The 25,976-nt window shown below is 65.1% G+C and carries 28 protein-coding genes; 9 read left to right on the top strand and 19 right to left on the bottom strand.

Features of this window, described 5'->3' with window-relative positions; all coding sequences use genetic code 11:
- The first annotated feature begins 75 nt into the window (after window positions 1–75).
- Both PI87_RS14025 and PI87_RS14030 read left to right on the top strand, forming a co-directional pair.
- The gene (locus PI87_RS14025; protein ID WP_039598337.1) at window positions 76–831 is read left to right on the top strand and encodes a response regulator; all 756 of its coding nucleotides are present in this window, start codon (window positions 76–78) and stop codon (window positions 829–831) included.
- Complete coding sequence (locus PI87_RS14030) at window positions 828–1,910, top strand: ATP-binding protein (protein WP_039598338.1); 1,083 nt, start codon at window positions 828–830, stop codon at window positions 1,908–1,910. Before PI87_RS14025 ends, PI87_RS14030 begins: the two co-directional genes overlap by 4 nt.
- 4 nt (window positions 1,911–1,914) lie before the next feature.
- On the opposite strand, the gene PI87_RS14035 is transcribed toward PI87_RS14030, so the two are convergent.
- The 4 genes from PI87_RS14035 to PI87_RS14050 form a co-directional block, all read right to left on the bottom strand.
- Entirely contained in the window at window positions 1,915–2,652 is a 738-nt protein-coding gene (locus PI87_RS14035; protein WP_039598339.1) for an aspartate/glutamate racemase family protein, read from the bottom strand.
- A 16-nt stretch (window positions 2,653–2,668) separates the two neighbouring features.
- Window positions 2,669–4,084, bottom strand: a complete 1,416-nt coding sequence (gene hydA, locus PI87_RS14040) for a dihydropyrimidinase (protein ID WP_039598340.1) — start codon at window positions 4,082–4,084, stop codon at window positions 2,669–2,671.
- Window positions 4,085–4,097: 13 nt separating this feature from the next.
- Complete coding sequence (locus PI87_RS14045; RefSeq protein WP_039598341.1) at window positions 4,098–4,826, bottom strand: maleate cis-trans isomerase family protein; 729 nt, start codon at window positions 4,824–4,826, stop codon at window positions 4,098–4,100.
- A gap of 92 nt (window positions 4,827–4,918) precedes the next feature.
- Window positions 4,919–6,226: an MFS transporter gene (locus PI87_RS14050; protein ID WP_039598342.1), complete on the bottom strand. Its 1,308-nt coding sequence runs from the start codon at window positions 6,224–6,226 to the stop codon at window positions 4,919–4,921.
- A 262-nt stretch (window positions 6,227–6,488) separates the two neighbouring features.
- On the opposite strand from PI87_RS14050, the gene PI87_RS14055 reads away from it, so the two are divergent.
- Together PI87_RS14055 and PI87_RS14060 are read left to right on the top strand one after the other, a co-directional pair.
- On the top strand, window positions 6,489–7,214 hold the full coding sequence (locus PI87_RS14055; protein WP_052321556.1) for a GntR family transcriptional regulator: 726 nt from the start codon (window positions 6,489–6,491) through the stop codon (window positions 7,212–7,214).
- Window positions 7,211–8,059, top strand: a complete 849-nt coding sequence (locus PI87_RS14060; RefSeq protein WP_039598343.1) for a fumarylacetoacetate hydrolase family protein — start codon at window positions 7,211–7,213, stop codon at window positions 8,057–8,059. The genes PI87_RS14055 and PI87_RS14060 overlap by 4 nt, the downstream gene beginning before the upstream one ends.
- A gap of 15 nt (window positions 8,060–8,074) precedes the next feature.
- On the opposite strand, the gene PI87_RS14065 is transcribed toward PI87_RS14060, so the two are convergent.
- Window positions 8,075–8,473, bottom strand: coding sequence for a hypothetical protein (locus PI87_RS14065; protein ID WP_039598344.1), 399 nt, complete (start codon window positions 8,471–8,473; stop codon window positions 8,075–8,077).
- An 85-nt stretch (window positions 8,474–8,558) separates the two neighbouring features.
- The gene (locus PI87_RS14070; protein ID WP_442965490.1) at window positions 8,559–9,710 is read right to left on the bottom strand and encodes a pyridoxal phosphate-dependent aminotransferase; all 1,152 of its coding nucleotides are present in this window, start codon (window positions 9,708–9,710) and stop codon (window positions 8,559–8,561) included.
- A gap of 137 nt (window positions 9,711–9,847) precedes the next feature.
- Between PI87_RS14070 and PI87_RS14075 the strand changes: the two genes are divergently transcribed.
- From PI87_RS14075 to PI87_RS14085, 3 genes are all read left to right on the top strand, one after another.
- On the top strand, window positions 9,848–10,747 hold the full coding sequence (locus PI87_RS14075) for a LysR family transcriptional regulator (RefSeq protein WP_039598346.1): 900 nt from the start codon (window positions 9,848–9,850) through the stop codon (window positions 10,745–10,747).
- Between the two features lie 56 nt (window positions 10,748–10,803).
- Window positions 10,804–11,688, top strand: a complete 885-nt coding sequence (locus PI87_RS14080; protein WP_039598347.1) for a LysR family transcriptional regulator — start codon at window positions 10,804–10,806, stop codon at window positions 11,686–11,688.
- Window positions 11,689–11,834: 146 nt separating this feature from the next.
- Window positions 11,835–12,788 carry an AEC family transporter gene (locus PI87_RS14085; protein WP_039598348.1) on the top strand — a complete coding sequence of 318 codons (954 nt, stop codon included), beginning with the start codon at window positions 11,835–11,837 and terminating at the stop codon, window positions 12,786–12,788.
- 85 nt (window positions 12,789–12,873) lie between these two features.
- Here PI87_RS14085 and PI87_RS14090 read toward each other — a convergent pair whose 3' ends face one another.
- Together PI87_RS14090 and PI87_RS14095 are read right to left on the bottom strand one after the other, a co-directional pair.
- Window positions 12,874–13,917, bottom strand: a complete 1,044-nt coding sequence (locus tag PI87_RS14090) for an alpha/beta fold hydrolase (protein ID WP_039598349.1) — start codon at window positions 13,915–13,917, stop codon at window positions 12,874–12,876.
- A 33-nt stretch (window positions 13,918–13,950) separates the two neighbouring features.
- Window positions 13,951–14,349: a cupin domain-containing protein gene (locus PI87_RS14095; RefSeq protein ID WP_039598350.1), complete on the bottom strand. Its 399-nt coding sequence runs from the start codon at window positions 14,347–14,349 to the stop codon at window positions 13,951–13,953.
- A 341-nt stretch (window positions 14,350–14,690) separates the two neighbouring features.
- Between PI87_RS14095 and PI87_RS14100 the strand changes: the two genes are divergently transcribed.
- Together PI87_RS14100 and PI87_RS14105 are read left to right on the top strand one after the other, a co-directional pair.
- Window positions 14,691–14,945 carry a hypothetical protein gene (locus PI87_RS14100; RefSeq protein ID WP_039598351.1) on the top strand — a complete coding sequence of 85 codons (255 nt, stop codon included), beginning with the start codon at window positions 14,691–14,693 and terminating at the stop codon, window positions 14,943–14,945.
- A gap of 66 nt (window positions 14,946–15,011) precedes the next feature.
- A complete protein-coding gene (locus PI87_RS14105; RefSeq protein ID WP_039598557.1) occupies window positions 15,012–15,782 on the top strand; it encodes an alpha/beta fold hydrolase in 771 nt (256 codons plus the stop codon).
- A 37-nt stretch (window positions 15,783–15,819) separates the two neighbouring features.
- Here PI87_RS14105 and PI87_RS14110 read toward each other — a convergent pair whose 3' ends face one another.
- From PI87_RS14110 to PI87_RS14160, 11 genes are all read right to left on the bottom strand, one after another.
- Window positions 15,820–16,920 (bottom strand): acyl-CoA desaturase, encoded by a 1,101-nt coding sequence (locus PI87_RS14110; protein WP_039598352.1) that lies wholly within the window; start codon window positions 16,918–16,920, stop codon window positions 15,820–15,822.
- The gene (locus tag PI87_RS14115; RefSeq protein ID WP_052321539.1) at window positions 16,904–18,034 is read right to left on the bottom strand and encodes a sterol desaturase family protein; all 1,131 of its coding nucleotides are present in this window, start codon (window positions 18,032–18,034) and stop codon (window positions 16,904–16,906) included. The genes PI87_RS14110 and PI87_RS14115 overlap by 17 nt, the downstream gene beginning before the upstream one ends.
- On the bottom strand, window positions 18,031–18,654 hold the full coding sequence (locus PI87_RS14120; RefSeq protein WP_039598353.1) for a phosphatase PAP2 family protein: 624 nt from the start codon (window positions 18,652–18,654) through the stop codon (window positions 18,031–18,033). Before PI87_RS14120 ends, PI87_RS14115 begins: the two co-directional genes overlap by 4 nt.
- The gene (locus PI87_RS14125) at window positions 18,651–19,961 is read right to left on the bottom strand and encodes a F390 synthetase-related protein (protein ID WP_052321540.1); all 1,311 of its coding nucleotides are present in this window, start codon (window positions 19,959–19,961) and stop codon (window positions 18,651–18,653) included. Before PI87_RS14125 ends, PI87_RS14120 begins: the two co-directional genes overlap by 4 nt.
- Window positions 19,958–20,764: an MBL fold metallo-hydrolase gene (locus tag PI87_RS14130; protein WP_039598354.1), complete on the bottom strand. Its 807-nt coding sequence runs from the start codon at window positions 20,762–20,764 to the stop codon at window positions 19,958–19,960. Before PI87_RS14130 ends, PI87_RS14125 begins: the two co-directional genes overlap by 4 nt.
- Window positions 20,752–21,768: an NAD-dependent epimerase/dehydratase family protein gene (locus PI87_RS14135; RefSeq protein ID WP_039598355.1), complete on the bottom strand. Its 1,017-nt coding sequence runs from the start codon at window positions 21,766–21,768 to the stop codon at window positions 20,752–20,754. Before PI87_RS14135 ends, PI87_RS14130 begins: the two co-directional genes overlap by 13 nt.
- Entirely contained in the window at window positions 21,765–22,751 is a 987-nt protein-coding gene (locus tag PI87_RS14140) for a 3-oxoacyl-[acyl-carrier-protein] synthase III C-terminal domain-containing protein (protein ID WP_039598356.1), read from the bottom strand. Before PI87_RS14140 ends, PI87_RS14135 begins: the two co-directional genes overlap by 4 nt.
- 161 nt (window positions 22,752–22,912) lie before the next feature.
- Window positions 22,913–23,617 carry a Crp/Fnr family transcriptional regulator gene (locus PI87_RS14145; RefSeq protein WP_052321541.1) on the bottom strand — a complete coding sequence of 235 codons (705 nt, stop codon included), beginning with the start codon at window positions 23,615–23,617 and terminating at the stop codon, window positions 22,913–22,915.
- Window positions 23,610–24,245 carry a 2-hydroxychromene-2-carboxylate isomerase gene (locus tag PI87_RS14150; protein ID WP_039598357.1) on the bottom strand — a complete coding sequence of 212 codons (636 nt, stop codon included), beginning with the start codon at window positions 24,243–24,245 and terminating at the stop codon, window positions 23,610–23,612. Before PI87_RS14150 ends, PI87_RS14145 begins: the two co-directional genes overlap by 8 nt.
- Before the next feature lie 16 nt (window positions 24,246–24,261).
- Complete coding sequence (locus PI87_RS14155; protein ID WP_039598358.1) at window positions 24,262–24,936, bottom strand: 3-oxoacid CoA-transferase subunit B; 675 nt, start codon at window positions 24,934–24,936, stop codon at window positions 24,262–24,264.
- 30 nt (window positions 24,937–24,966) lie between these two features.
- Window positions 24,967–25,731, bottom strand: a complete 765-nt coding sequence (locus PI87_RS14160) for a CoA transferase subunit A (protein ID WP_039598359.1) — start codon at window positions 25,729–25,731, stop codon at window positions 24,967–24,969.
- Between the last annotated feature and the right edge of the window lie 245 nt (window positions 25,732–25,976).

Raw genomic sequence — 25,976 nt, forward strand, 5'->3', positions numbered from 1 at the left:
TAAGACCAGCCGGAGTCTGAGCGCGTCGAATGGGGGTTTCCGTGCGGTAGTATGGAGATTCGATGGAGATGTTGAATGGCTGTGAAGTCGACGACGACCGACGCTACCCCCTCGCCCGGAACAGTACCGGGCCCGCAGGCCCTGATCCTCATAGCCGAGGACGAACCCGAGATCGCCGAGATCCTGGCCGCCTATCTGACGCGCAACGGCTTGCGCAGCGTGCATGCCCCCGATGGACGCAAGGCACTGGAGCTGCATCTGGCGCTCAAGCCAGACCTGGTGCTGCTCGACGTGCAGATGCCCCACGCCGACGGCTGGCAGGTGCTGGCGGAAATCCGCCACCGGGGTGACACGCCGGTCATCATGCTGACGGCGCTGGACCAGGACATCGACAAGCTGACCGGCTTGCGCATCGGCGCGGATGACTACGTGGTCAAGCCGTTCAACCCGGCAGAAGTCGTGGCGCGTGTCCAGGCCGTGCTGCGGCGGTCCATGTCCGGCTCGCGTCAGCCGGAGCAGCGCGTGTTGCGCGCCGCGCCGTTCGAGATCGATCTGGACCACCACGAAGCCACCGTGCAGGTGGGCAAACAGCGCCATGCGCTGGCGCTGACATTGACTGAGTTCAAGCTGCTCGCCCAGTTGGCGCGTGCCCCCAGGCGGGTGTTCAGCCGCGGTGAACTGCTGGCAACCTGCCTGCCCGAGGGAGATGCACTCGAACGTACCGTAGACAGCCACATCAGCAAGCTGCGCAAGAAGCTGGAGGATCTGGACGTCACCGGTATTCCGGTAGGCGTGCGCGGTGTCGGCTACAAACTCTGGAGCGGCGAATGAGGCTGCAGGGGCTGAGCCGCCAGATTGCACTGACCATGGCGGCGATGGCGTTTGGCGTGATGCTGCTGGTGGTCGTGTCGGCTTACGGGTTCTACTACCTCGCGTTTCTGTACTGGCCGGCACATCTCGAGACATCCGACTGGACCATCACGACGCCGGAATGGCTGGTACTCGGTGTGTCGACGCTCGCAGGGCTGGCCGTCTCGGTTGCGGTGGCAATCAAGTTGGCGCGTCGCATTCTGGTGCCGCTCAACTCCGTCACGGACAGTATTCGTCGCGTTGCCCGGGGCGATCTTGGTGCTCGTGCCATTGCGGGCGACCGCTCGCTGCATGAAGCGGCCGCGCTGGCGGACGACTTCAACGCGCTGGCAGACCAGTTGCAACGCGTCACCAACGAACAGGTGTTCTGGAACGCGGCCATCGCCCATGAGTTGCGCACGCCCGTCACCGTATTGCGCGGGCGGCTGCAAGGGCTGGCCGAGGGCGTCTTCACCCCCGACGAGGCGCAGTTCCGCAACCTGCTGACCCAGGTTGAAGGCTTGGCCCGGCTGATCGAGGATCTGCGCGTGATCAGCCTGGCGGAGAGCGGACACCTGAGCCTGGATGTCCAGCATGTGGATCTGGCTGCGGACATCAAAGCCGTCGTCGCGGTGTTTGCCGATGCGCTGCAGGCCGCTGGCCAACAGCCCGTGCTGGATCTGGATGACCGGCACATGCATTGCGATCCGGTTCGGATTCGGCAGGCGCTGCTGGCGTTGCTGGAGAACGCGCGCAAGCACGCGGTGCCTGGCGCGGTGCGCATTCAGACGCGCGTCGAGCAGGGCACGTGCCAGTTGTCGGTCGAAGACGATGGGCCGGGCATCCCACCGGAATTCGCGCCCCACGTTTTTGAAGCGTTCAGGCGCGCAGACAGCGCACGTACCACCCGGAGCGGAGGCAGTGGGCTGGGGCTGGCTGTGGTTGCCGCCATTGCCCATGCTCACGGCGGGCAGGTCACTTGCAGCCCAGCCGCCGGTGGCGGCACGCGGTTCGACATGTCCTGGCCCGACGCTGTCACGCTTGCAGGGAAGGCAAGCTAACCGCTTACGCCAGCATGGCCGCCAACGCTGGCGGCAAGCCGCGACTGGGCTTGTGCGGTGGGCGCGCAAAGCTACCTTCGGCGGCGCCCTTCGGGGCGAGTGCGATCAGGCTCTCGCAATGGCGGATGGCGCTGGACACGCCATCGACCACCGGCACAGGAATGCGGTCCTTGAGCGTGCGGGCCAGCCCCGCGAGCGGGGCGCCGGCCACGATGATCACGTCGGCGCCGTCTTCGCGCACGGCCTGCAGGCTGAGTTCTTCCAGCCGCGCTGCATGGTCTTCCTGCACGCTGCCGATATCGCGCAGCGGCTGGTGCAGCGAGCGCACGCTTGCCAGTCGCGACGACAGCCCGTTGGTCGCCACGCACTCGCGGTACCACGATTGAATGCGGTTCGAGATTGCGATGATGGAAAAGCGCTGACCAAGCAGGCACGCACTCGCGAGCGCCGCTTCGGTCATGCCAACGACCGGCACGTTGCAAAGCTCCTTGATGCCGGCTAGGCCCGGATCACCAAACGCCGCCACGACCACGCCGTCGAACTGGCCTTGATGTTCAGCGACGGCGCACGCGGTGGCATAGCCGCCCACCAGCGCTTCGAAGCGCGTTTCGATATAGGCCACGCCAAACGGCGCCGTTGCCATGGTGAGCGTGGTGCAGGGGGAGATGGAGCGCTGTGCCTCTGCATGGATCAGCTCGGTCACGCTCTCAGAGATGTTGGGATTGACGACGAGAATACGCATGATGGAAATCTGAAGATCAAACCAGAGACGGCGCACCCGCCGGCAGGAATTGTCCGCGGCCCGGTGCCGGTTCGAGGTACTTGCCGTTCTCGACCAGCATCTCGCCGCGCGAGAAGCAATGCACTGGCCAGCCGGTCACTTCAATGCCTTCGTACGGGGTGTAGTCCACCGCGTGATGCAGCGCATCGTTGGTGATGCGCACGCGGCGCTCCGGGTCCCACAGGGCGATGTCGGCATCGGCGCCCACGGCGATGGTGCCCTTGCGCGGGTATAGGCCGTACAGGCGCGCCGGGCGATACGACGTCAGTTCCACAAACTGATGCAGCGACAGCTTGCCTTGCGCGATGCCGTCGAACAGCAGCGGCAGGCGCGTTTCGATGCCGGGCACGCCGTTGGGAATATGGTCGAACGGCTGCGCTTGGCCGCCGAGCTTCTTGCCTTCCGGGTCGTCATAGTTGAACGGCGCGTGGTCGGACGAGAACACGCTGAACACGCCGCCGGCCAGCGCACGCCACACGGCCGCCTGGTTCTCGGGGTCACGCGGCGGCGGGCTGCAGACGCACTTGGCGCCTTCGTAGCCGTCGTCGCCTGGCAGGCCCATGTCTTCGGCGGTCAGGTAGAGGTACTGCGGGCAGGTCTCGGCCAGGATCTGCAGGCCGCGGCTTTGCGCCCAGCGGATCTGCTCGATGGCTTCCTTGCCCGACACGTGCACGATCAGGATGGGCACGTCCACCAGCTCGGCAAACGTGATGGCGCGGTGCGTGGCTTCACGCTCGACCGCGGCCGGGCGCGACAGACCATGGAAGCGCGGCGAGATGCGGCCTTCGCCCACCAGCTTTTCGGTCAGCCACGAGATGCAGTCGGCGTTTTCCGCGTGCACCATCACCAGCGCGTTGTTCTGCTTGGCAACGTCGAGCACGTCCAGCATTTCGCGGTCGGAGAGCTTCAGGTCGTCATAGGTCATGTAGACCTTGAACGAGGTGTAGCCCTTGCGGATCAGCTCCGGCAGTTCGTGCTTGAGCACTTCGGGCGTTGGGTCGGCCACGATCAGGTGGAATCCATAGTCGGCCACCGCTCGACCTTCTGCGCGGCGGTGGTAGTCGTCCACCGCGGCCTTGAGCGAATGCCCCTTCTCCTGCGCGGCAAACGGGATGACCGTGGTGGTGCCACCGCACACGGCGGCGCGCGTGCCGGTGAAGAAGTCATCGGCCATGCGCATGCCGTCGGGCATGGGTTGGTCGAGGTGGCAATGGCCGTCAACGCCGCCTGGCAGCGCGAGCAGGCCGGTGGCATCGATTTCGCGCGCGCCACGCGGCAAGCCGTGGCCGAGCACGGCGATGCGGCCGTCGCGCACGCCGATATCGCACGTAAAGCGGTCGGAGGCGGTGACAACATCCGCGTTGCGAATCACCAGGTCGAGTTCGGTGGACATGATTGGCGCCTCCTTATGCCACTTTCGAAAACAGGCGGCCCCAGCCGTGCAGCTCGCGCGTGTCGACGCCGGCCAGGCGCAGCGATTTCCACACGACCGTCGAGATGGTGTCGTAGACGGGGATGCCGGTTTCCGCTTCCAGCGCTTCCACCAAATGCGCCGCGCGCAGGTTTGTGCAGAACGTGGTGATGGCAGCGGGTTTTTGCTGCGCCACTTCACGCACCATTGCGCGGATCGTGTCTTCTTCCACATCGGCAAAGCTGTGGTTGACGTGCAGATCCAGGTGGCGCTCGGCGATGCAGTTGAAACCGCTACGCTTGTAGTTCTGCACGATCAGCTGCTGCACGTCGTTGAGGTACGGCGTGACGAGCGCGAAGTCACGCGCGCCCGTCTTGGCGAGGATCTCATTGAGCGCCAGCACCGACGTGGTGGCCGGAATGCCGGTGGCCTCGGTGATCTGGCGGCACAGCGCTTCGTCTTTCTCAAAACCGAGCCAGCCGGAGGAGGTGCCGTTCCATGCGATCACATCGACGTGCGCGTCAGCCAGCAGCTTGGCCGCGTTCAGGATCTTCTCCAGATCGAACTGGCCCAGCGCCTGATCGCGCAGCGAAATTTCCGTGACGGTAAAGCGCGAGAAATGCGCGCTGACGTTGGGCAGCCCGCTCACCATGGCGCTGGTGATGGGTTCCAGCGCCGTGTTGGACGACGGCGTGAGCATGCCGAGCTTGATGCGTTTGGTCATGGGAGTCTTCTTCGTGATTGGTGCGGCCCTGGCGTGCGGATGGTCACGCGCGGGGCCTCGCTCATTGATTGGGGGTGGTTCCTCTTCTAGCGTCAGACCGGCAGCTTCTTGCCGTAATCGATCAGCATCGTGGAGCAGATGAACAGCCCAGCACCGGCAGCGGCAAATAGCATCAGCGCCATGTCGTAGGAGCCCGTTGCCTGCACGATTACGCCCACGATGATGGGCATGCCGATACCGGCCACGTTGCCGCCCAGATTCATCGTGCCGCCCAGGAAGCCCACGCGCTTGCGCGTGCCCAGAATCGACGGCACGCACCAGAACAGGCCGCACCAGCGCAAGAAGAACAGCGTCACCGACAGCAGCGCCACAACGACGATCGGGTCCTTGAAGCGCGCCACGGTGTAGATGGCCACCGTGGCAACCACCGATGCAATGCCGAACAGCGTGCGCAGCACCTTGGCCTGCGATGCGCCGGCTGCCTTCCACTTGTCGGCCAGCCAGCCGCCGAACATTTCACCAACGAAGCCGGAGAAGAACATGGCGAACACTGCGCCGCCCATCTGCTTGATATCCAGGCCGTGCACCTTCGAGAGGTAGGTCGGCATCCAGGTCAGCAGGCCGTAGAACAACGCGTTGAAGCACATCCAGCCGAAGAACATGCCCCACACCGAGCGGTACTTGAAGAAGTCCAGCACGTTGCCGCTCACGTTGGCCGGCTCTGCTGCCATGTCGGCAGCGTGCGCGGCCTCGATGTAGGTTGCTTCGGCGTCATTCACGGACGGGTGCTGGCGCGGATGGTTGCGGACGTACCACCAGGCGAAGAAGCCCGCGATCATGGTGCCGATGCCGGCCACCACGAACGAGGTGCGCCAGGATTGAAACTCGGTGATCAGTCCCGCGATGATGAGCGCCCCCAGCGCCGCACCCAGCGGCGCACCGCCGTCGAGCAGCGTGGCACCGCGGCCGCGCTCGTTTTGCGTCATCCAGATGGCATTGAGCTTGCCGCCGGCCGGATAGATCGGCGCTTCAGCGGCGCCCAGGCCCAGGCGCGTGAGCATCAGCGGTACCCAGCCGGTGCAGACCGCCGCGATCGCCTGGAAGAAGCCCCAGCCCAGCGTGGCGCCGGCAATCACGACGCGCGGACCGAAGCGGTCGGCCAGCATGCCGCCGGGGATCTGCATGAAGGCGTAGGTCCAGAAGAACGAACTCAAGAGCAGGCCTTGCACCGCCGGGCCGATATCGAATTCCTTGGCGATCAGCGGCATCGCCACTGACAACGATGCCCGGTCGACGTAGTTGATGGAGATGAGCATCAACATCATCAGAAAGATCTTCCAGCGCACGGAGCTCTTCGTCTCCGTTAGCGCCATGGCCGGGGCCTGGCTTGCGGTTTCCATTACGCGTGTCTCCTTGATCGCTCCTGAAGCCGTTTCGAGAAGCGCCCGACGGACCTGGCTGTCGTCGCCAGTTTGCTGCGGGTGGCGCTGTTCGAAACGACCTCAAAAGTCGGTTTGATTGAATAGTGTTGCGCAACGTGGCCGAGTATAGGATACGTAATCTGTAATTACAACACTTGTAAGTTATTGATTTATATAAAGTGAAATAGCAGAATAGTCGCGTGTGGTAGCCTTCTTGTGGTGCCTGTTCCTCATTCCGGTGATGCCTGTGACTCAATCGTTGCTCCAATCCACGCGCCTGCGCACGCTCGGCATGTCGGCCGAAATTGCCACGCGTTTGCGCACCCTGATCGAAGAGGGTGAGCTGCCGCCTGGCGCCCGCATTGACGAGCGCGCCTTCTGTGAGATGTTCGATGTCTCCAAGACGCCGCTGCGCGAGGCGCTCAAGGTGCTGGTGGCCGAAGGGCTGGTGCTGCATCGGCAGTACATCGGCTATCGCGTTGCACCGCTCGATCTTGATGAGCTGCGCGCCACCTTCGAGACCTTGCACGGGCTGGAAGCCACTGCCGGCGAGCTGGCAGCGTCGCGCTTGTCCGAGGTGGCCATGGCTCGCCTGGAGCGCAAGCACCAGGCCATGCTCGATGCGCACGAGGCAGGGCGGCGCACCGAGTACTTTCGCATCAACCAGGAAATCCACCAGCTCATCATCGACGGCGCGGCTAACCCGGTGCTGGCCGGCATCTACGCTGCGCTGATGAGCAAGGTCCACCGCGCGCGCGGTGCCGCCAATGCCGACATGCTGCGCTGGCAGGAATCGCACGAAGAGCACGAAGTCATCATGGCTGCGCTGCGCGAGCCGGGCCGCCCGCGCTTGGCGCAGGTGCTGCGCGAACACTCCGAGAACACGGCCAAGGAAGTGCTGAGCGTGGTCGCGCGAAGCTTGTCCGAAACGTCCCGAACCAAGAACGAAGCCAAAGGAAACCGATGAAACTCGTACGTGTAGGCCAACCGGGGGCAGAGCGCCCCGGACTGATCGATGCACAAGGGCGCGTGCGTGACCTCAGCGGTGTGCTGAGCGACGTAGGGCCGCAGCAGTTGTCCGATGCAGCCTTGGCGCAACTGGCACAAGCGGACATGGAGGCGCTGCCCGTGGTCCAGGACGCGCGCTTTGGCGTGCCATGGCACGGTATCGGCAAGATCATCGCTATCGGCCTGAACTATGCCGACCATGCCGCTGAAGCCGGCATGGCGCCGCCGGCGGAACCCATCGTCTTTCTCAAGGCCAACAGCGCGTTGAACGGCCCGAATGATGCCGTCATGCTGCCGCGCGGGTCGGAGAAGACCGACTGGGAGGTTGAACTCGGCGTGGTGATCGGCAAGACGGCGCGCGATGTGTCACGTGAAGCGGCGCTGTCGCACGTGGCTGGCTATTGCGTAGTCAACGACGTGTCGGAGCGCGAGTTTCAGCTCGAACGCGGCGGCACGTGGGACAAGGGCAAGGGCTGTGACACCTTCTGCCCGGTGGGGCCGTGGCTGGTCACGCGCGATGAGGTGCCCGACCCGCAGGCGCTCAACCTATGGCTTGAAGTCAACGGCGAGCGCGTGCAGAAGGGCAACACGGCCACCATGATCTTCGGCGTGGCGCACTTGGTGAGCTACGTCAGCCGTTTCATGACGCTGCACCCTGGGGACCTGATCTGCACGGGCACGCCGCCGGGTGTCGGCATGGGTTGCAAGCCCCCGCGCTATCTCAAGGCCGGCGACACTATGCGTCTGGGTGTGGATGGCATTGGCGAGCAGACCCAACCGGTGGTGGCTTACGCCAAGGATTGAAGCGCGGATACGAAACTAGGGCAGCGGCGCATCCTCCAGCACGGCATGCGTCAACGCGCGGATGCGCTGATCCACGAAGTAGCCGCCGCCCTCTGTATAGCGCAGGAAGACGCGCGAGCATGCCGTGCACTCCCAGACATCGCAGCGGTTGAACGGGTAATACAGCGCTGCGATGGGGGCTACGGGTGACCAATACTCCGTGTCCTTCGGATGAAACTCCACCAAGGTGGCTTCGTCGACGTCGCCCTGGATCAAGGTGCCGATGCGGTGCACCTGTTCATCAGGAAACGAAACGGGTCGGCTTGCCCATCCGATGAGCGGCGTTGTGCAACACGTGCATGCTGATGTGACGCGATCCGAGCGCGTCGCTAGCGCTTCGAGTGCTGCAAAGTCCAGATAGGGGAGCGAATCCATGCCGTGCACGAGGGGAGTCAGTTGAAGCCGGCAAGGGTAGCATCCGCGTCGCGCGTGGGCGCATGCACCTGCACCTGAACGTGCACTATTGAAGCGCGCCCAGCGCCGCTGCCATTCGATCCGCCGCCAGCGCAAGCTGTGCATCCGACGTTGCATACGACAGCCGCAGGAAGCCTGCCATGCCAAAGCCCGACCCCGGCACCACGGCCACGCCCTGTTCCAGCAGATAGGCCGCCAGCGCGACATCGTCGGTCACAACGCTGCCTTCGGGTGCCTTGCGGCCGATGAAGGCGCGCACATCCGGAAACAGGTAGAAGGCGCCCTCCGGCTTGGGCGTATGCAGCCCGTCAATCGCGTCAAAACGCTGCAGGAGGAAATCCCGTCGCGCCTGGAAGATGCCGCAGCGGCGCGCCACCTCATCCTGCGGACCATCCAGCGCCGCCACTGCTGCCGCCTGCGACACCGACGACGTATGCGAGTTGATCTGCATCTGGATCTTGGTCATGGCCTCGATCAGGGTGCGCGGCCCGCTGGCGTAACCCACGCGCCAGCCTGTCATCGAGTACGCCTTGGATACGCCGTTGACCGTCAGGATGCGCGGTGCCAGATCCGGTGCAATTGCCGCCAGCGTGGCTGCCTTGCGCCCGTCATACAGGATGTGCTCGTAGATGTCATCCACGAGGATGAAGAAGCGCTGGTTGGCGCTCTTGCGCAGGATCTCGGCAAACCGCAGCAACTGGTCAGCCGTGTAGGCCGTGCCGCTCGGGTTGCTGGGCGAGTTCAGCACCAGCCATTTGGTGCGCAGCGTGATCGCCGCTTCCAGGGTTTCGGGCTGCAGCGCGTAGCCGGTCTCGGGTGACGTGAGCAGCGGCCGCAGCGTGCCGCCGTTCATGGAGACGATGTCGGCATACGAAGCCCAGTACGGTGCGGGAATCAGAACTTCATCCCCCGGGGTCAACGTTGCCAGGAACGCCTGATAGATGACCTGCTTGCCACCACAACCCACGCTGATATCGGCCGGCGTAGTGATCAGGCCGTTCTCACGCAGCAGCTTGCGCACGATGGCCTCACGCAATTGCACCGTGCCATTGATGGGGGTGTAGCGGGTCTGCCCCTCGGCAATCGCGCGCACGGCGGCCTCGCCAATGTGCTCGGGTGTCGGAAAGTCGGGCTCGCCCAGCGTCATGTCGACAACGCTGTGCCCGGCTTGCTGCGCCTGACGCGTACGTTCTGCCATGACCTGGATGGGAGAGGGGCGAAGGGTGGAGACGGTCTTGGAGAGCATTCGGGCGGCCTTTCGATCAGCGTGATCCATGGGAATGCGCACTAATCTAGAATTCATGTTGTTCAATCTCAATTGAGTTTTGCTTCAGCATGAAGAACACCCTTGCGCCGCAGTCCCCGACGCTTCGTCAGTTGGAGCTGCTGCTGTCACTGGCCGGCGCCGATGGCATTGCCAATGCCGGCGCCAGGATCGGAATGACACCGTCCGCAACCAGCCACGCGTTGCGCGCCCTGGAAACCGCGCTGGGCACGGCCTTGGTGGATCGTAATGCGCAGACGGTGGAACTCACGCACGCGGGGCAGCAGATCCTTCCACACGTGCGGGATCTCTTTGCCGCGCTGAACCTGATTCAAGCCACAGCCAGCGCCAGTACCGGCCTGCAGAGCGGCGTGCTGCGGATCGGCTCGTTTGGTGCCAGTTCATCGCTGCGGCTGCTGCCACCGCTGCTGGAACGCTTTCAGGATCGCCACCCAGGCATTGAGGTGTATGTCACGGAAAAGCCCGATGCGGAAATCGAGCAGGCGCTGGTTGAGCGCCGTATCGAGTTGGCTGTGGTCACCTTGCCCAAGCCGCAGTTCGACACGCTGCCGCTGGCCGTGGACGAACTCGTTGCCGTATTGCCGACGCGACACCCGCTGGCGCAGGCCGATTCCGTTGACCTGCGCACGCTGGCACGGCATCCGCTGATCCTCACCCATGCCGGCTCGCAAGACCTGGTGGCGCGCATGTTTGCGCGGGCCAACGTGCAGCCGAAGGTCACGCATGAGCTGTCGCAGTTGCTGTCGATCCTGGAGTTCGTGGCGCGCGGGCAGGGTGTGTCGATTCTGGCGTCGTTGGCGCTGCCCGAGCGGCATGATGGGGTGGTGGTTCGCAAGATCACCCCGCGCGCCTCACGCCGCGTGGGGCTGGCCTGCCTGAACCAGCGCAGGCTATCACCGGCTGCGGCGGCATTGTGGCGGCAGGCGCAGGCCATCAAGCTGCGTCGATAACGCTGGCGCTGGCATGCCATGCGCTATCCTCATCCGATCGAACCTCGCTCCCGATCATGTCTTTACGCGCACTGAGAACGCTCGTCGCCATTGCCCGCCACCGGACGTTTGCCCGCGCGGGTGAAGCCATCGGGCTGACGCAATCAGCGGTCAGCCTGCAGGTCAAATCGCTGGAGGAGGAGTTCAACGTCCGCTTGTTCGACCGCTCGCGCCGCGAGCCTTCGCTCACGGAAGCGGGGCGCATCGTGCTCGCGCAGGCCGAACAGATCCTGGCGCTGTATGACCGTATTCCCGATGCGTTGAGCGATGAGAAATCACTGGTCGGCCGGCTGCGCATCGGCGCCATCCAGACCGCGATGTCCGGGCCCATGCCCAATGCGCTGCTGACCTTGCGGCGCGATCACCCTGGACTGCGTGTGCACGTGGCGGCTGGCATGTCGGCCGAGCTTGCGCAGCGCGTGGCCGATGGTGAACTGGATGCCGCCATCACCTCGCAGCCCGTGCGGCCGCACCCGGCAGAGCTGGTGTGGTCAACGCTCTATGAAGACCGCTTCTGGCTGCTGGCCCCGCCGCAATATGCCAAGCACGACGCGCGTGCGCTGCTGACCGAGCTGCCGTTCATCCGCTTTGATGCGCAGGCTTGGGCCGGCCGCATGATTGCCGCGGAGCTGCGCCGCCTGGGCGTACGGGTGCGTGAAGAGATGGTGCTCGACAACAAGGACACCATCGTGCGCATGGTGGCGAGTGGCCTGGGCGCGGCCGTGGTAGCGCTGTCCGACTCCGTGCTGACGCAACTGCCGCCCATTACACGCTTGCCGTTCGGCCAGCCGCAGACGCGCCGCGCAGTCGTTCTGCTTGAACATCAGTCGCGCCCAGCACAGTGCTTTACCCAGGCATTGGCCGATGCCGTGGTCGAATCTGCCATGAGTATTTCTCGTTGATCACACGATCAATCACAATCATTACTGCTGTCACGGCGTGATAGCGTGATGGTGTTCCTGTTTTGATCGAGCACCGCCATGTTGTCCCGCCTCTTTCCCCTGATCCCTTCCATACCGGGCATGCATTGCCGTGCGGGAGCATCGCGATGACTGCCGCCATCCTGCTGGCGCTGGCGCCAGTCGCCCTTCTGGTTGCGCTCGGTTATGGGCTCAAGCACACCGGATTCATTGCCGATGCGTTCTGGCCGCAGGCAGAGCGACTTTGCTACTACATCCTGCTGCCCGCGCTGTTTACGCACGGATTGGCGAGTGCGCACCTGCAGGCCCTGCCGGTCCTGCCGCTGGCCGGCACGCTGATCGTTGCAACGGTGGTGGTGGCGGCGGTCTTGGTGCTGACCCGACCCTGGATGCGTGTGGATGGCGCGGCGTTCACGTCGGTGTTTCAAGGCGCGGTGCGTTTCAACAACTACGTGGGCGTGTCGCTTGCTGCGGGGCTCTTCGGCGCGAAAGGCATTGCGCTGGCTGCCGTGTGCAACGCGGCCATCGTGCCGACCGTCAATCTGCTGTGCGTGCTGGTGTTTGCGCGTTTCGGTTCGGTGCGGCTGAGCGGCAAGGCCCTCGCGCGCCAGATTGTGACGAACCCGCTGGTGGTGGCGTGTGTGCTGGGCATCGGTATGCAGATCGCTGGCGTGCAGGTTCCAACGTTGATCGAGCCCGCGGTGCGCTCGCTCGGCGTGGCTTCCATGCCGCTTGGCCTGCTGTGTGTGGGCGCGGCGCTGAACTTCAGCGGCGTGCGCTCGTGGGCGCAACCGGTGTTCGTGTCGTCGTTCGTCAAGTTTCTGGCCATGCCGGTGTTGACACTGGTGGTGGGCCATGCCATCGGGCTGACCGATGTGGCGCTGATGGTGGCGCTGCTGTTCCAGGCACTGCCGACAGCATCGTCGTCTTACATCATGGCGCGCCAGCTTGGCGGCGATGCACCACTCATGGCGGGCATTACCGCCGCGCAGACGGTGCTGGCCGCCGCCGCCATGCCGGCGGTGATGACGCTGCTGGTGGTGACGCGCGGGTTGCCGCAGGGGTTGATTTCGGCGCTCTAAGTCCGGAGCCAGTCGACTGCCATTGAAGAGGCTGCGCCACGATGTACAGCGCAGCCTCAGCACGCAGACGCAGATCCGCCGCATCTCAAAGCCGTGCCACATCCAGCATTGCCTGTACAAACGCCTTGGGCGCTTCCTGCGGCAGGTTGTGCCCAATGCCGCCGCCGATGTTGCGGTGCTGGTACTTGCCCGCGAACTTCTTCGCATAGGCCGACGGTTCCGGATGCGGTGCGCCGTTGGCATCGCCTTCCATGGTGATGGTGGGTACCGTAATGGAGGGCGCAGCGGCCAGGCGCTTTTCCAGCGCGTCGAACTGCGATTCACCCTGGGCCAGCCCCAGGCGCCAGCGGTAGTTGTGGATGACGACGGCCACGTGGTCTGGGTTGTCGAACGCGGCGGCGCTGCGGTCGTAGGTGGCGTCGTCAAACTTCCAGGTGGGCGAGGCGAGTTTCCAGATCAGGCGGTTGAAGTCTTTGCAGTTGGCGGCATAGCCCTGCGCGCCGCGCTCCGTCGTGAAGTAGAACTGGTACCACCAGGCCAACTCCGCAGCCGGTGGCAGCGGCTTGCGGTTTGCCTCCTGGCTGCCGATCAGGTAGCCGCTTACGGAAACCAGCGTCTTGCACCGTTCCGGCCACAGCGCCGCGATGATGTCCGCGGTGCGTGCCCCCCAGTCGTAGCCGCCAAAGTGGGCCTGCTTGATCTTGAGCGCATCCATGAACGCGATGATGTCGACCGCCAGCGCCGCCTGCTGCCCGTTGCGCGGCGTATCGGCCGAGCGGATGCGCGTCGTGCCATAGCCGCGCAGGTACGGCACGAGCACGCGATAGCCGGCGGCTGCCAGTGCCGGCGCCACCTCTGCGTAGCTGTAGATGTCATACGGCCAGCCGTGCAGCAGGATCACGGCGGGGCCGTCCTTGGGGCCCAGATCCGCATAGCCAATGTTGAGCACGCCCGCATCAATCTGCTGCAGGGTGCCGAACGGGTTGGCCTGGCCGCCCAACAGAGCATTTGATGCGGAAGGCGCAGGCTGCGCATGCACAAGCTCGGCCAGCCCGAGATCGAGCACGCCAATGCTGGCGATGGTGGTGCCGAGAAGGCGGCGGCGACGGAGGTTGATGGGGTTCGACATTGGGGACGCTCTCAAGTGGTTGGATGAATACGGTTACTGGGCGAGTTGGACGAGCGGCTCGCCCTTTCTGACAACGTAGGTCGCCAACTCCGATGCCTTGCCGCTGCCGACATTTCTTGCCGAATGCGCCACACCGGCCGGAATGAACAGCGATTCACCGGCTTGCAGCGTCACCGGCGGTTGGCCATCCAGGCGGTACTCAAGCGCACCCTTCAACACGTGGGCGATCTCTTCGCCCGGATGTGCGTGTTTGGGGGCGAACGCCTTCTCATCAAAGTCAACGCGCACCTGCAGGGTTTCGTAGCCATTCGCGCTCAGGTCGTGGTGAACCAGGTCGGCACGTTGCACGCCGCCGGCTTGAGCGGATGCGCTATGGGAAACAACGGCGCCTGCGAGCACGAGCAGGGCGGCGGCGATTCGGATCGGTTGCATGGGAACTCCTGTAATCAAGGATGGATGACGAGGGAGGGTCCAGGAATGGTCCAGCCGACCTCGTTCCCTGCATTGGACGATCGCGGTGTATCCCGCATGTTTCACCGTTCTGCCGATTTGTATCGCTGTGTACCAACGGACTGCGGTGACCGGGGTTTTGTATGCGTATGTATCTGGCCATGACGGGGGTACACGGTCAGACAAAACGGGCTGCTTGCTGCTACGTACGGGATACGTCCGTCCGCTTAAATGCATTCCGTGGCCAGACGCTGCACCGATACGAAGCAACGCCGGACCGCGCAATCCCCAACGCAGTCTTCACTCTTCTTAGGAGAACGATCATGACCCGCAATCTCGCCAAGTCTTTCGCTGTTGTTGCACTCGCCGTTGCCGCTGTTGGTGCGCACGCTGCCACCGCGTTTGGCAGTGCACGCGACCCGTACACCGAAGGTGCGCGTTCGGTTCAAGAGGCACGCGACGTGTACACCGAAGGCGCTCGCTCGACCGACATCTACACGGACGGTGCACGCGCAGCCGATGCCTATACCGACGGCGCACGCAGTGCTGACCCGTACTACGACGGCGCCCACGCCTGACGCAGCGCGTGCCCCGCGACCACCTCATCCTCTGAACACTCGCTTAAAGACTCAGGAATCGACATGTTGAAACGCAACGCTGTCTCCCTCGCAATGCTCGCGCTCGGCATGGCCACCAGTGCGCCCCTCCTGGCTGCAGGTGCCGACCAACCTTCCGTGGTGATCGTGCACGGCGCCTTTGCCGATGGCTCCGATTGGGCCAAGGTCATTCCGCTGCTGCAGGCCAAGGGCGTGAAAGTGCAGGCCGTGCAGAACGGGCTGAACTCACTGGCCGACGACGTGGCCGCCACACGCCGCGCCATCGGCAATCAGGCCGGCAAGGTCGTGCTGGTGGGGCATTCGTGGGGTGGTACGGTGATCACCGAAGCCGGCGCAGACGGCAAGGTTGCCGGGCTGGTCTACGTGGCTGCCTTTGCGCCGGATGCAGGCCAGTCGACAGAAGAGGTTGGCAAGGACTACGCGCCCGCGCCCGGCATCGGCAAACTGGTGGCAGATGCCAACGGTTATCTCTCGCTACCCGCCGCGGCGCTGGCGAGCGATTTCGCGCAGGACGTGCCAACTGCCCAGGCTCGCGTGATGGCGGCTACGCAGGGGCCCATCAAGGCAACGGCGTTTGGTGAGCGGACCACGGTGGCCGCATGGCAGAGCAAGCCTTCGTGGTTCATCGTCAGTGAACACGACCGGATGATTCAGCCGGACCTGGAGCGTGCCATGGCCAAGAAGATCGGCGCCAAGGTGACGAGCCTGCCGACGAGCCACGTGCCGCAGCAGTCGCGGCCGCAGGATGTGGCGAAGGTCATCCTCGATGCCGTGCATGCGGTCGAGGCGCGCAACTGAGGGGTGTGTGCAGCGCGAGGCGGTGACGGCCGGGGCGTCAGCTTGGCCGCTCACCCATTGCACGCAGAAAGGTCTGCTGTGCAGCGAGGAGTTCCGGATAGGTGAGCGCGCGGTAGTCGAGCGCGTGCGTACGCGCAACTTCCGCCACGCGCGCAGCCAGCGCTGGATAGTGGCGATGGCTATAGGTCGGGAACAGGTGGTGCGTCAGGTGCCAGTTCAGGCCACCCAGCCAGTAACCGACCCATGCCGGTTGCGGCTGCCAGTCGCACGCGGTGTGGAAGGCATGCTCATGCCACGTGTGCGGCACCTGGCCGGATTCGGGCGGCAGATAGAACGCCACATCGGCCCAGTGCGTGCCCAGGATCAATGCCACCAGCACGCACGATGCCAGCATCTGCCCGACAAAGTAGCCGAACACCACCCAGCCCCATCCAAGTCCAATCTGATGCGCCACCCAGGCAGGCACGGCCACAGCCGTCAGCAGATGCAGCGCCTTTGCACACAGGAAGGTTGCCCACCCACGCAGGCCAGGCAGCACGCGGTCTGCCTTGAGGGCCGTGAGGCCGACTCGATCTGACCAGTCGTAGATCCAGTTGATATACGGCAGCGACAGCGCGGCAATCAGCGGCCAGTAGCGATGCTGATAACGAAACTGCGGATACCACGGCTGGAACGGCGTCTGCCGCAAAAAGCGGTTGGCGGCGGTGTCCAGATCGTAGTGTTCGATGTTGGCGTGTGCGTGGTGATAGTGCACGTGGCGCACCGTCCAGTACGCAGGTTCGATGCCCAGCGGGATGGCCGTGAGCCGGATCATTGCGCTGTCCAGCCACGCCCACGGCGACAGCGCTCGGTGCGCGCCGTCGTGCAGCACGTTCATGGCCAGCATCATCGCCAAGAACGGAAACGCGAGATACGCCAGTACGAAGACGATCGGGCCCTTGGCCGTGACCATGGCGGCATACAGCAGTGCCGCACTGGCTGCGAGGAACAGACCCTTGACGATCAGGCCGAGGTCCGCAAAGCGGTGGTCGCCATTTGCCTGCAGGTAGTCGTGCGCAGCGCGGCGCAGGTCATCCGCCAGCGTGGATGAACGCGGCGAGGCATACCGGAGCTTAGGGAGCTTACTGAGATTCGGCATGTGGTGAAGATTGCAAGTGCGCGCTGGTACGCAGCGCATGCCACAGGCCACAGGCGAGACCATGCACGCCAAGCGCGATGGTCAGACCATTGGAGAGCGCATCCCCCGCGCTGCACGCGCCGATCATGAGCGCTGGCAGGGTCAGCGCCAGCAACGCCCACAGCCAGCGGCCCCAAGCGCACCCATCCGACAGACCACCCAGTGCCACCGTCAACAGCAGGATGAGGGCAAACCACACGGCCTGCCAATGACCCGGCCAGAAGCCATCGGTGCGCACGTAGTCGATCACCACGCCAAAGAGCAGAACGCCGCCGGTGGCGATCCAGCCAGCGGGGGTTACGCGCGTGTCGCGCTGCAGATGCGGTGCGCGCAGGCCGAGCCAGTGCAGTGCCGGCACGATGTTGGCCCAGAACGGGTTGTCACTGTGCGTGGGTTTGTGCACGCCATAGCGGATCGGCACGTCGGGCAGTGCGCGCTGGTAGGTGCCGAACAGCTTGTCCCACAGGAGCAGCGTGCCGCCGAAGTTGCGGTCGATGTATTCCGGGTTGCAGCCGTGGTGCACGCGGTGGTTGGCGGGCGTGACCATGAACTTGTCGAGCACGCCGGAACTGCCCACCAGCCCGCAATGGTTGTAGAACTGCACGGAGTAGTGCAGGCCCGAGACCGCCACGAACATCTCGGGTGTCACGCCCAGCAGTGCCAGCGGCACAAAGAACGGCAGCGAAGTCAGCGACGACAGCCACGCATTGCGTACGCCCAGCGACAGGTTGAAGTGCTCCCCCTCGTGATGCACCGCATGGATGGCCCACAGGAAGCCGAACCGGTGGTGCGTACGGTGCAGCCAGTAGAAGCCCAGGTCCCACGCGACGAAGGCAAAAGCCCAGCCGATGACGGGGTGCCAGCCATCCACCCAATGCAGGCTGGCATTGGCATACAGCCAGGTGAAGCCAGCCACCTCCAGGCCGCGGCACAGCCACATCAGCACGTGGCCAGAATTCAGGTTGAGGATGACGTCACGCCACGGCAGCGGCTGGCCACGCCACCATTTGAGCGCAGCCAGCTCCAGCAGCACGCAGCCGAGCATCAGGGCCAGCGGCAGGGCAAATGCATTCATGTCGATACGGTTTCAATCGAGAGGGTGGGAGCGGGCCGCGTCAGCCATTGGCGCACGGCCATGCCGCACAGCATGCCCACTGCGACGCCTGCGGACAGGTCGAGTGCCACATGCCGACGCGTCTGGATGGTCGCGTATAGCACGCCAAGCCCCCACGTCGCCGCCAGCAGCGTGCGGACTGGTTTGCGCGCATTGGCCAGCGCCCAGACAGAGAGCACCGTGAGCGCGCCATGCAGTGAGGGCAGACAGTTCTGGCTCGAATCCATGGCGATCAGCATGCGTTGCACACTGGCCGGCAGGGACCCGTCCACCAGCGGCGGGTAGTGCAGTGTGGTCGGCCAGAGCAGGAATACCGCGCCGCTCACCAGCGCGCTCATCTGCATGGCGCGTTCCAGCCAGCGCAGCCGGTGTGCATCGGCCAGCAGATACGCCAGCGGAATCAGTGCAAAGAATGACAGGTACAGCCAGATGCCCGACGTGCTGAACGGTATGGCGCGGTCCAGCGCCGTCTCAGGCACCACGGTGCCCGCGCCTTGCAGAACACCGCACGTGCCGTAGACGAGGCCGACCGAGCACCAGCCCAATGCCATATGCCGCAGGCGCGTAGCGAACGGGCTCATCGTGCAGCCTCGGTTGGTGCAAGCCGGACGATGCGACGCCGCTTGGTGGTGAAGTCGGTCGCAATGTCTTGCGGTGCCGGGTGCCATTTCACGCGGGTCATGTCGACTCCTTGGCAGGCAAAGACGTCCGCCAGATGCGCCTCGCACGTGCGGGTGATGTTGGCATCGGCGGGTTGGATGGAGAGCGCCAGCGTTTGCGCATCGGTCTGCACGAGGCGGTAGTCGGCCTGCAGCGGCAGCGCTTGCGCCAGGGCGCGCGAGCACACGTCGGCAAACAGCGTGACGGTGCCGCCGCCGTGTGCGGGCAGGACGAGCGTGTCGTCGCAGCGGCCTTCGATGCGCTCAATGGCCATCGCGGGGTTGCCGCAGGGGCAGGGCGGTAGCGCAGGGTCACGGCGGATGAGGATGTCGTCCAGCCGGTAGCGCACGATGGGCTGCGTGCTGCGCGTGAAGTCCGTGACGATGGGCGCGAAGCGGCGGTCGTCCAGCCACTGCGGCTCGATGTGCACGTGCGCTTCGTTCAGGTGCAGCGTGCCGTGCGAGCAGGTAGCGCCCAGGAAGCCCTCGGTGGCCTGGTAGACCTCGCCGACGTTGCCAAAGGCTTGTGCCAGCAGCGCGCGGTCCATCGGCTCCAACACCTCGGCGCCGGACAGCACCTGCACCGGCGCGATGTCCAGCCGTCCGGCCAGCTTCTCCAGCGCCAGCGCGCGCAGCACCTGCGCGGGCCCCACGACAATGGTTGGCCGCAATGCCTCCAGCGGCGCGCGGTGCGAATCAAACGGCGCGAACAGATCGAAGAACGCGAACGTCAGCCACGGGTTGCGCACCGCCGTGTACAGGTTGTTGTTGGCACGCAGGAACAGGGCGACACGTTCACCATGCAGCAACCCGCGCGGTAGCAGCTTGGCGAGCAGGATGCCGGCCCATTTGGCGCGTTCCGCAGGGCTGACGACAAACACGCCGCGCCCGCCCGACGTGCCGGAAGACAGGCCCACCGAATACGGGCCGACCATCGGCCGGAAGTCCCGCGATTGCTCAGCCTGGCGCGCGCAGGACAGTACGTCGTCCAGGCGCAGGCCGGCGGTGTTCATGGCGTCGAAGTTGGCCATCATCGTGGCCTTGTCCATCAGCGGCCACGCGTGCATCGGCTTCGATACGAACGCGCGGAAGTGTGGGCTGCGCGTGAGCACGCGCTGCGTGAAGCGCGCAATCTGGCGTTGCTGATGCGCCTCCAGCGCGGCACGGTTGGCCGGACGAAAACGGCGCGCTTGCCAGTACGACCACAGCAGGCGGTGAAAGGCCGTCACAGCGCACCCTCGTGCGTGAGCAGGATGCGCACGTGGCCGCCCGCATCGAGTGCGTGCAGCTTGCGCAGCGTGTCGAAGTAGGCGTGGCGGTCTTCCATGATGGTGTACGCCAAAACCGATGGCCCGCGCAGCTCGCGATAGCTCAGCGGAGACCATGCCGCGTCAGCCGCCAGCAGCACCCAGCCCTCGTGCGTGCGAATGAAGGCGCCGATGTGCCCGGCGGCATGGCCCGGCAGCGGCACGAGCAATACGTCGCCATTGCTGTCTGGCAAGGCCCATGCCGACGTGAACGGCGCCAGCTCGGGCGGCAGCGCAACTTGCTCGAACTGCTCGACAAAGCGCGTGCGCGCTTCGAAATCTTCGGGAATCAGCCCTGGCACGAAGGCGCGCCGCAATGCTGGGATGCCGCGCAGCGCGCGCAGGCGCCTCCAGCCTTCACCGGAGCAGACGACGGGCACACCGGGGAAGTCGCGCAGACCGGCCACGTGGTCACCGTGGAAGTGCGAGACGATCAGCCCGTCCAGGTCAGCCGGCCGCAGCCCCTGTTGCGCAAGCTGTGCCGCCATCGACTCGGACGTATCGAAGTACACCGGTGTGACCTTGCGGTAGATCGCAAACAGGCCGCTGCGTGTGTGGTCGTGAAAGTGCGAGGCGTAGCCCGTGTCCCACAGCCAGCGGCGGCCGGCGGTTTCGATCAACCATGCGCGCGCTGGAAATGCACACGTGCGCAGGCCTGCACCGCGCAGCGCCACGCAGGCGGTGTGCGTGCAGTAGCCGGCTTCAAAGACCGTTAGCGTTGCCATATGCGGTTGCCATGTTCGCGTAGCCAGTGAGCCGTGCGGCGGATGCCTTCGGCCATGTCGATGGGCGGCACGTAGCCGAGTTCGATGCGCGCGCGGTCGTTGGCGAGTGTCATGTCGTAGTGCAGCGCGGCGGCGCTGTAGCGCGTGAGCAGCGGCTCGCGGTGCGTAATGCCGCTGGCCGCTTCCATCAGGCGCGCCGCCAGCGCCATGGCGGGATACGGCACCGCGCGGATGCGGTAGCGCAAGCCAAGCTGTTGCCCCAGCAACTGGTCCAGCAGATCACGCAGCGTGGCGGGCGCGTGGTTGGTGATGTTGTACGCGGTGCCGCTGGGCACGTCAGCCGTGGTGGCACATTGCATGGCGTGCACCACGTTCTCCAGATAGGTCAGGTCCATGCGTGCGGCGCCACCGCGCGGCAGGGGCAGCGTGCCGCCACGCAGCTTCAGCAGATGCAGGATGCGCGGCAGCACCACGCGGTCGTGCGGACCAAACAGCCCGCGCGGGCGCAGGATGACGAAGCGTGTTGTGTCTTGAGCGGATGCCTGCTGCGCAATCGCGTCTTCCGCCAGCATCTTGGTCGCCGCGTAATGATTGGCAAAGCGGGCCGGGCGATAGGTCTCGGGCAGGTTCGCGTGGTGCTGGTAGTCGAAGTAGATCGACGGTGTGGAGATATGCACGAAGCGTCGGACGCCGCGCTTGACCGCACCTTCGGCCAGAGCCGCCGTGGCACGCACGTTGGCCGCGTAGAAATCATCATAGGCGCCCCACGGCGACGACAGCGCCGCGCAATGCCACACCGTATCGACACCCTCCAGCAGTGCATCCAGCGTGGCTGGCGTGAGGCGGGCCAGATCGGCCGGCACGTAGTCGGCACCGCGCGTAAGAAAGGCGTCACGCTGCGCGGCATCGCGTCCGGTGGCACGCACGCGCGCACCCTGCGCCAGCAACGCGTCGACGGCGTTGCGGCCCAGACCACCTGTGGTGCCGGTCACCAGTGTCGTCATGTCGTCAGCACCATGCCGCCGAGCGACAGGCCCGCTGCGGTGCCCACCAACAGTACCGGGCGGCCCGATTCGATGCGCCCGTGCGTGACGGCTTCATGCAACGCAGTGGGAATCGATGCGGCCACCTGGTTGCCGTGCTGCGCGTAGATGTCGACCAGGCTGGCCTCGGGCACGCCCAATCGTTTGCGCAGGTGCTGCATGCCGAGGTGGCTGGCCTGGTGCGGCACGACCACGTGCATGTCGCGCAGCGCATAGCGGCTGCCCGCGAACAGGCGCTCGAGAAAGCCGTCCATCAACTGCGAGGCCAGCTTGAACACGCGCTTGCCGTCCATGTGGAACAGGTAGTCCGATGGCTGCGCACCTGTGCGCGGGTTGCGGCGCGTGCCACCGGCCGGAATTTCGCAGAAGGTCTTGCCGGCAGGGTAGGTCTCCATGCGATAGGCGTGGATGCCGGTGCCGGACGCCGCAGGTGCTGCCTCGACAATCACAGCGGCCGCGCCATCGCCAAAGATCAGCGCGGTTTCCGCATCGCTCCAGTTGATGCCGCGCGAGGCAAGATCCGACGCCACCACGGCAATGCGCCGGTACGCGCCCGTCGTCAGCAGGTTGGCCGCTACGTGCAGCGCCGTGACAAAGCCCAGGCAACTGGCGTTGACATCAAACGCGGGTGTGCCGGCAGGTAGCCCTGCAGGCTCCAGGATGCGCGTGGCGGTGTTGGGCAGCGCCTGCTCTTGCACGCCCGAGGCGGAGATCAGCAGATCGATGGAGGCGGCAGGCACATTGGCGCGGCGCAGGGCATCGCGCACGGCGCCGCCGGCAAGTTCTGACTGGTGCTCGGCAAGCGTGGCATGGTGCCGCACGTCAATGCCTGATTTCTTGCGCACGTAACCGGCTGCATGGCCCAGGCGCGTATCCAGCTCTGCGGACGTGACCCGTTGCTCCGGCAGCGCCTTGCCGGTGGAAAGCAGATGAATCGGCAGCATAGATGCAGGTGTGCACGTCGTGCGCCACCTTGGTTCCTCTTTCAGCTACGGGCAGCGCAGTGCGCGTGCCGCAGCGTAACGATCTTGTCTTGTTGTGCCGCGATTCTAGCGGCTGCAGGCCGCTAGATCGGATGAAGATTCGTTAACAGAGTCAGGCGCTCTCAGGCGCCGTAACTGCGCAGGCGTTCCAGGTCCACCACCGTCACGCCGCCGTATTCCAGCCGCACTACGCCGTCTTTCTCCAGCGCCTTTAATGACTGGTTGGCCACCTGTCGCGTCATGCCCGAGAGCAGGCCAAGTTCTTCCTGCGTGATCTCCAGATGGTCACCCGCGCCGGGGTAGAGCACCGGATTGAACAGCGAGGCGATGCACCGCGCCAGGCGCGGCGTGACATCGAGCAGGCGGTCGTATTCGAGCAGCGCCATGAAGTGCCCAAGCCGCTCGTTGAGCTGCTTCACTAGGAAGCGGTTGAAGGCCACGCTGTTCTCGACCAGCCACATGAAGGTAGTGCGGTCCATGAAGGCGATGCGCGTGTCGCGCAGCGCGACGATGTCGTAGCGGCGCGGCTCGTTCTTGAGCACCGTCCCTTCGCCAAACCAGCCGCCGGCCGGCACGCCCGTGAATGTGACGCTGCGCCCCTCGGGCGACACCGTGCCGATCTTGATGAGGCCCGTGACCACGCCGGTCCAGCTTTCCAGCAGCGTGTTCTTCGGGCAGATGCAGGCGCCGCGCGCGTAGGTCTTTTCGACGATGCCGGCGCAGGCGCGGTCGGCCTCATCGGCAGGCAAGTCGATCGACCAGGCAGCAATGTGCGCCAGCCGTGCGCGGCTGATGCCGGGGCGCGAGTTTGTGTCGTGCTCAGCCACGCTGGATACCCACCGGCAGCGTGCTCACGCGTTGCACTTCGGGTGTGGCAAGCCAATCGGTGGTGAGGCACCGCACGAACATATCGGTCGCATCTTCGCCCCAGAACAGCTCGCCGTTGTGCACCAGCGTTGGCACGCCAAACACGCCGAGCGCGATGGCGGCATCTGTGTGCTGGCGCAGAGCATCTTTCACGGCGGGTTGCTCAACAGCTGTCACGCCTTCTGCGAAGCCCACCGCCTCGCACAGCGCTGCAAAACCCTCGGGCGATGCGACATCGTTGCCATCGCGCCAGATGTGCCGGAACACCGCGCGCACGGCATCGAGCGAGCCGTCCATCGCAATCGTCAGCCGCAGCGCCTTGATCGGGTTGAACGGATGCGCGGGCGGCATGTGGAATGGAATGCCAAGCTGTTGCGCGCGAAAGAGCGAATACCGATACGTGAACACCCGTTTGGGCGCCATTTCCGCCGGGCCCTTCTGGCCCCAGTGGTTCAGGAGTGCGCCCAGCACGATCGGGCGTGGGTGGATGACGATATCGTGCGCCGCCTGCAGCCGGTCGAGCTGCTCCAGTTGCAGGTAGGCAAACGGCGAGATGACATCGAAGAACCAGTCGACAGTCGTTGGCATGAACGTTCCTCAGGCCTCAGGCGGCACGCATCTGCAACAGCGGCGCCAGCGTGAACGGCGCTGCCGTCATGGCGCGAATGTCGTCGAGTGTCGCATGCGAGAGGATTTCACGCAGCACGAGCCCCGTGTCGGTCACGTCAAACACCGCATGTTCGGTCACGATGACCTTGACGCAGCCCTGGCCCGTGAGCGGCAGCGTGCAGCGCGGCAGGATCTTCGAATTGCCGTGCTTGTCGGTATGCGCCAGCGCGGCAATCACCTTGCGCGTGCCGTAGCACAGGTCCATCGCACCGCCGATGCCGGGCCACCACTTGCCGTTGCGATCGCACGCCCAGTTGGCGAGGTTGCCCAGCGCATCCACCTGCAGGGCGCCGAGGATGGTGACGTCGATGTAGCCGTTGCGCATCGCGCCCAGCGAGGTGGCAAGGTCCATGATGGCCGCGCCCGGCGGCAGCGTGATCGGCTCACAGCCGGCGTTGGTGATGTCGCTGTCGATGGCGTCCAGTGCCGGGCGTCCGCCAAAGCCGAAGGCGCCGTTCTCGGTGTGGAAGATGACGCCGGCATCGGCATCCAGATAGTTGGCCGTGAGCGTGGGAATGCCCAGGCCGAGGTTGACGACTTCGCCCGCGCGCAATTCCTGCGCGCAGCGGGCGGCGATACGTTGCTTTGGGTGCTCGGGCAGCGGGTGCATTGCGGTCTCCTTGTGCTTGTTGTCGGGCGATCAGGCTTGCGCGGCGGCCGGCAGGCGCCCGAGCTTGGTCCAGTGCTGCTTGTAGAGCGCGTGCTGGTCTTCCAATGACAACCCCTGCACCACCGCATTGACGAACACGCCCGGGCAGCCCACGCGTTCGGGCGGAATCGTGCCCACCTCCACGATCTCGTTCACTTCGACAATGGTGTAGTCGCCCGCCATGGCGATGTCGCGCTGGTTCTGCAGCGCGGTGCCGCGAAACTCCACGTTGCCGAAGGTGTCGGCGCGCCAGCCCTTGATGATCGACACGTCGGCGCGCAGGGGCGGCTCCACGAAGCAGGTCATGCCGTCCACCGTGATCGTCGGCTTGGGCGCGCCGCGTTGCGGAAACATCCCCGGCTGGTCGAGGATGCCCACGCCCACCGGCACGAGCGCACCGCCCAGGCCCAGGGCCCCGGCGCGCACTTTCTCGGCCCAGGTGCCCATCGGGAAGAATTCGGCCACGCGCACGCTGTCGCTTAGGTATGCCTGCGTCGATTCATCCGTGGTGCCGACGTGCGTGCCGATGTACTCCGCCAACTGGCCCGAGGCGAACAACCTGGCCTTGAGGAAGCCGCCGCGCAGACCCGACGTGTTGGCGATGAGCGTGAGCTGGTTGATGTCGCTGGCGAGCAGCGCCTCGATGCAGCAGGCGGGCTCGCCGGCGCCCACGAATTCGCCCAGCATCAGCCGGCTGCCGCTGCGGACGTGGGCAATGGCCTCGTTCACGGAGAGGACCTTGTTGGCGTAGCGCATGTGTTGTCTCCTGGTCCGCCTCGGAGGGGCGGGTCTGCGGCGCAGTGTAGGAGTGGCGCTCCGGCGGCGATGTCTTCTGCATGACATTTGCGTCGTAAGGTTCGCCTAAGGGCATCCCTTATAGTTGTGACGCAATGTGAACAAATTGCCATCGCGGATGTCGCACAAGGGCCGACCCGGCCCTTTTCCAGCACGACGCCGTACCGCCGCACCCGTCTTTCAACCTGCACCCCCTTTCCCAGGAA

It is taken from the genome of Ralstonia sp. A12 (assembly GCF_000801955.1).
Lineage (GTDB): Bacteria > Pseudomonadota > Gammaproteobacteria > Burkholderiales > Burkholderiaceae > Ralstonia.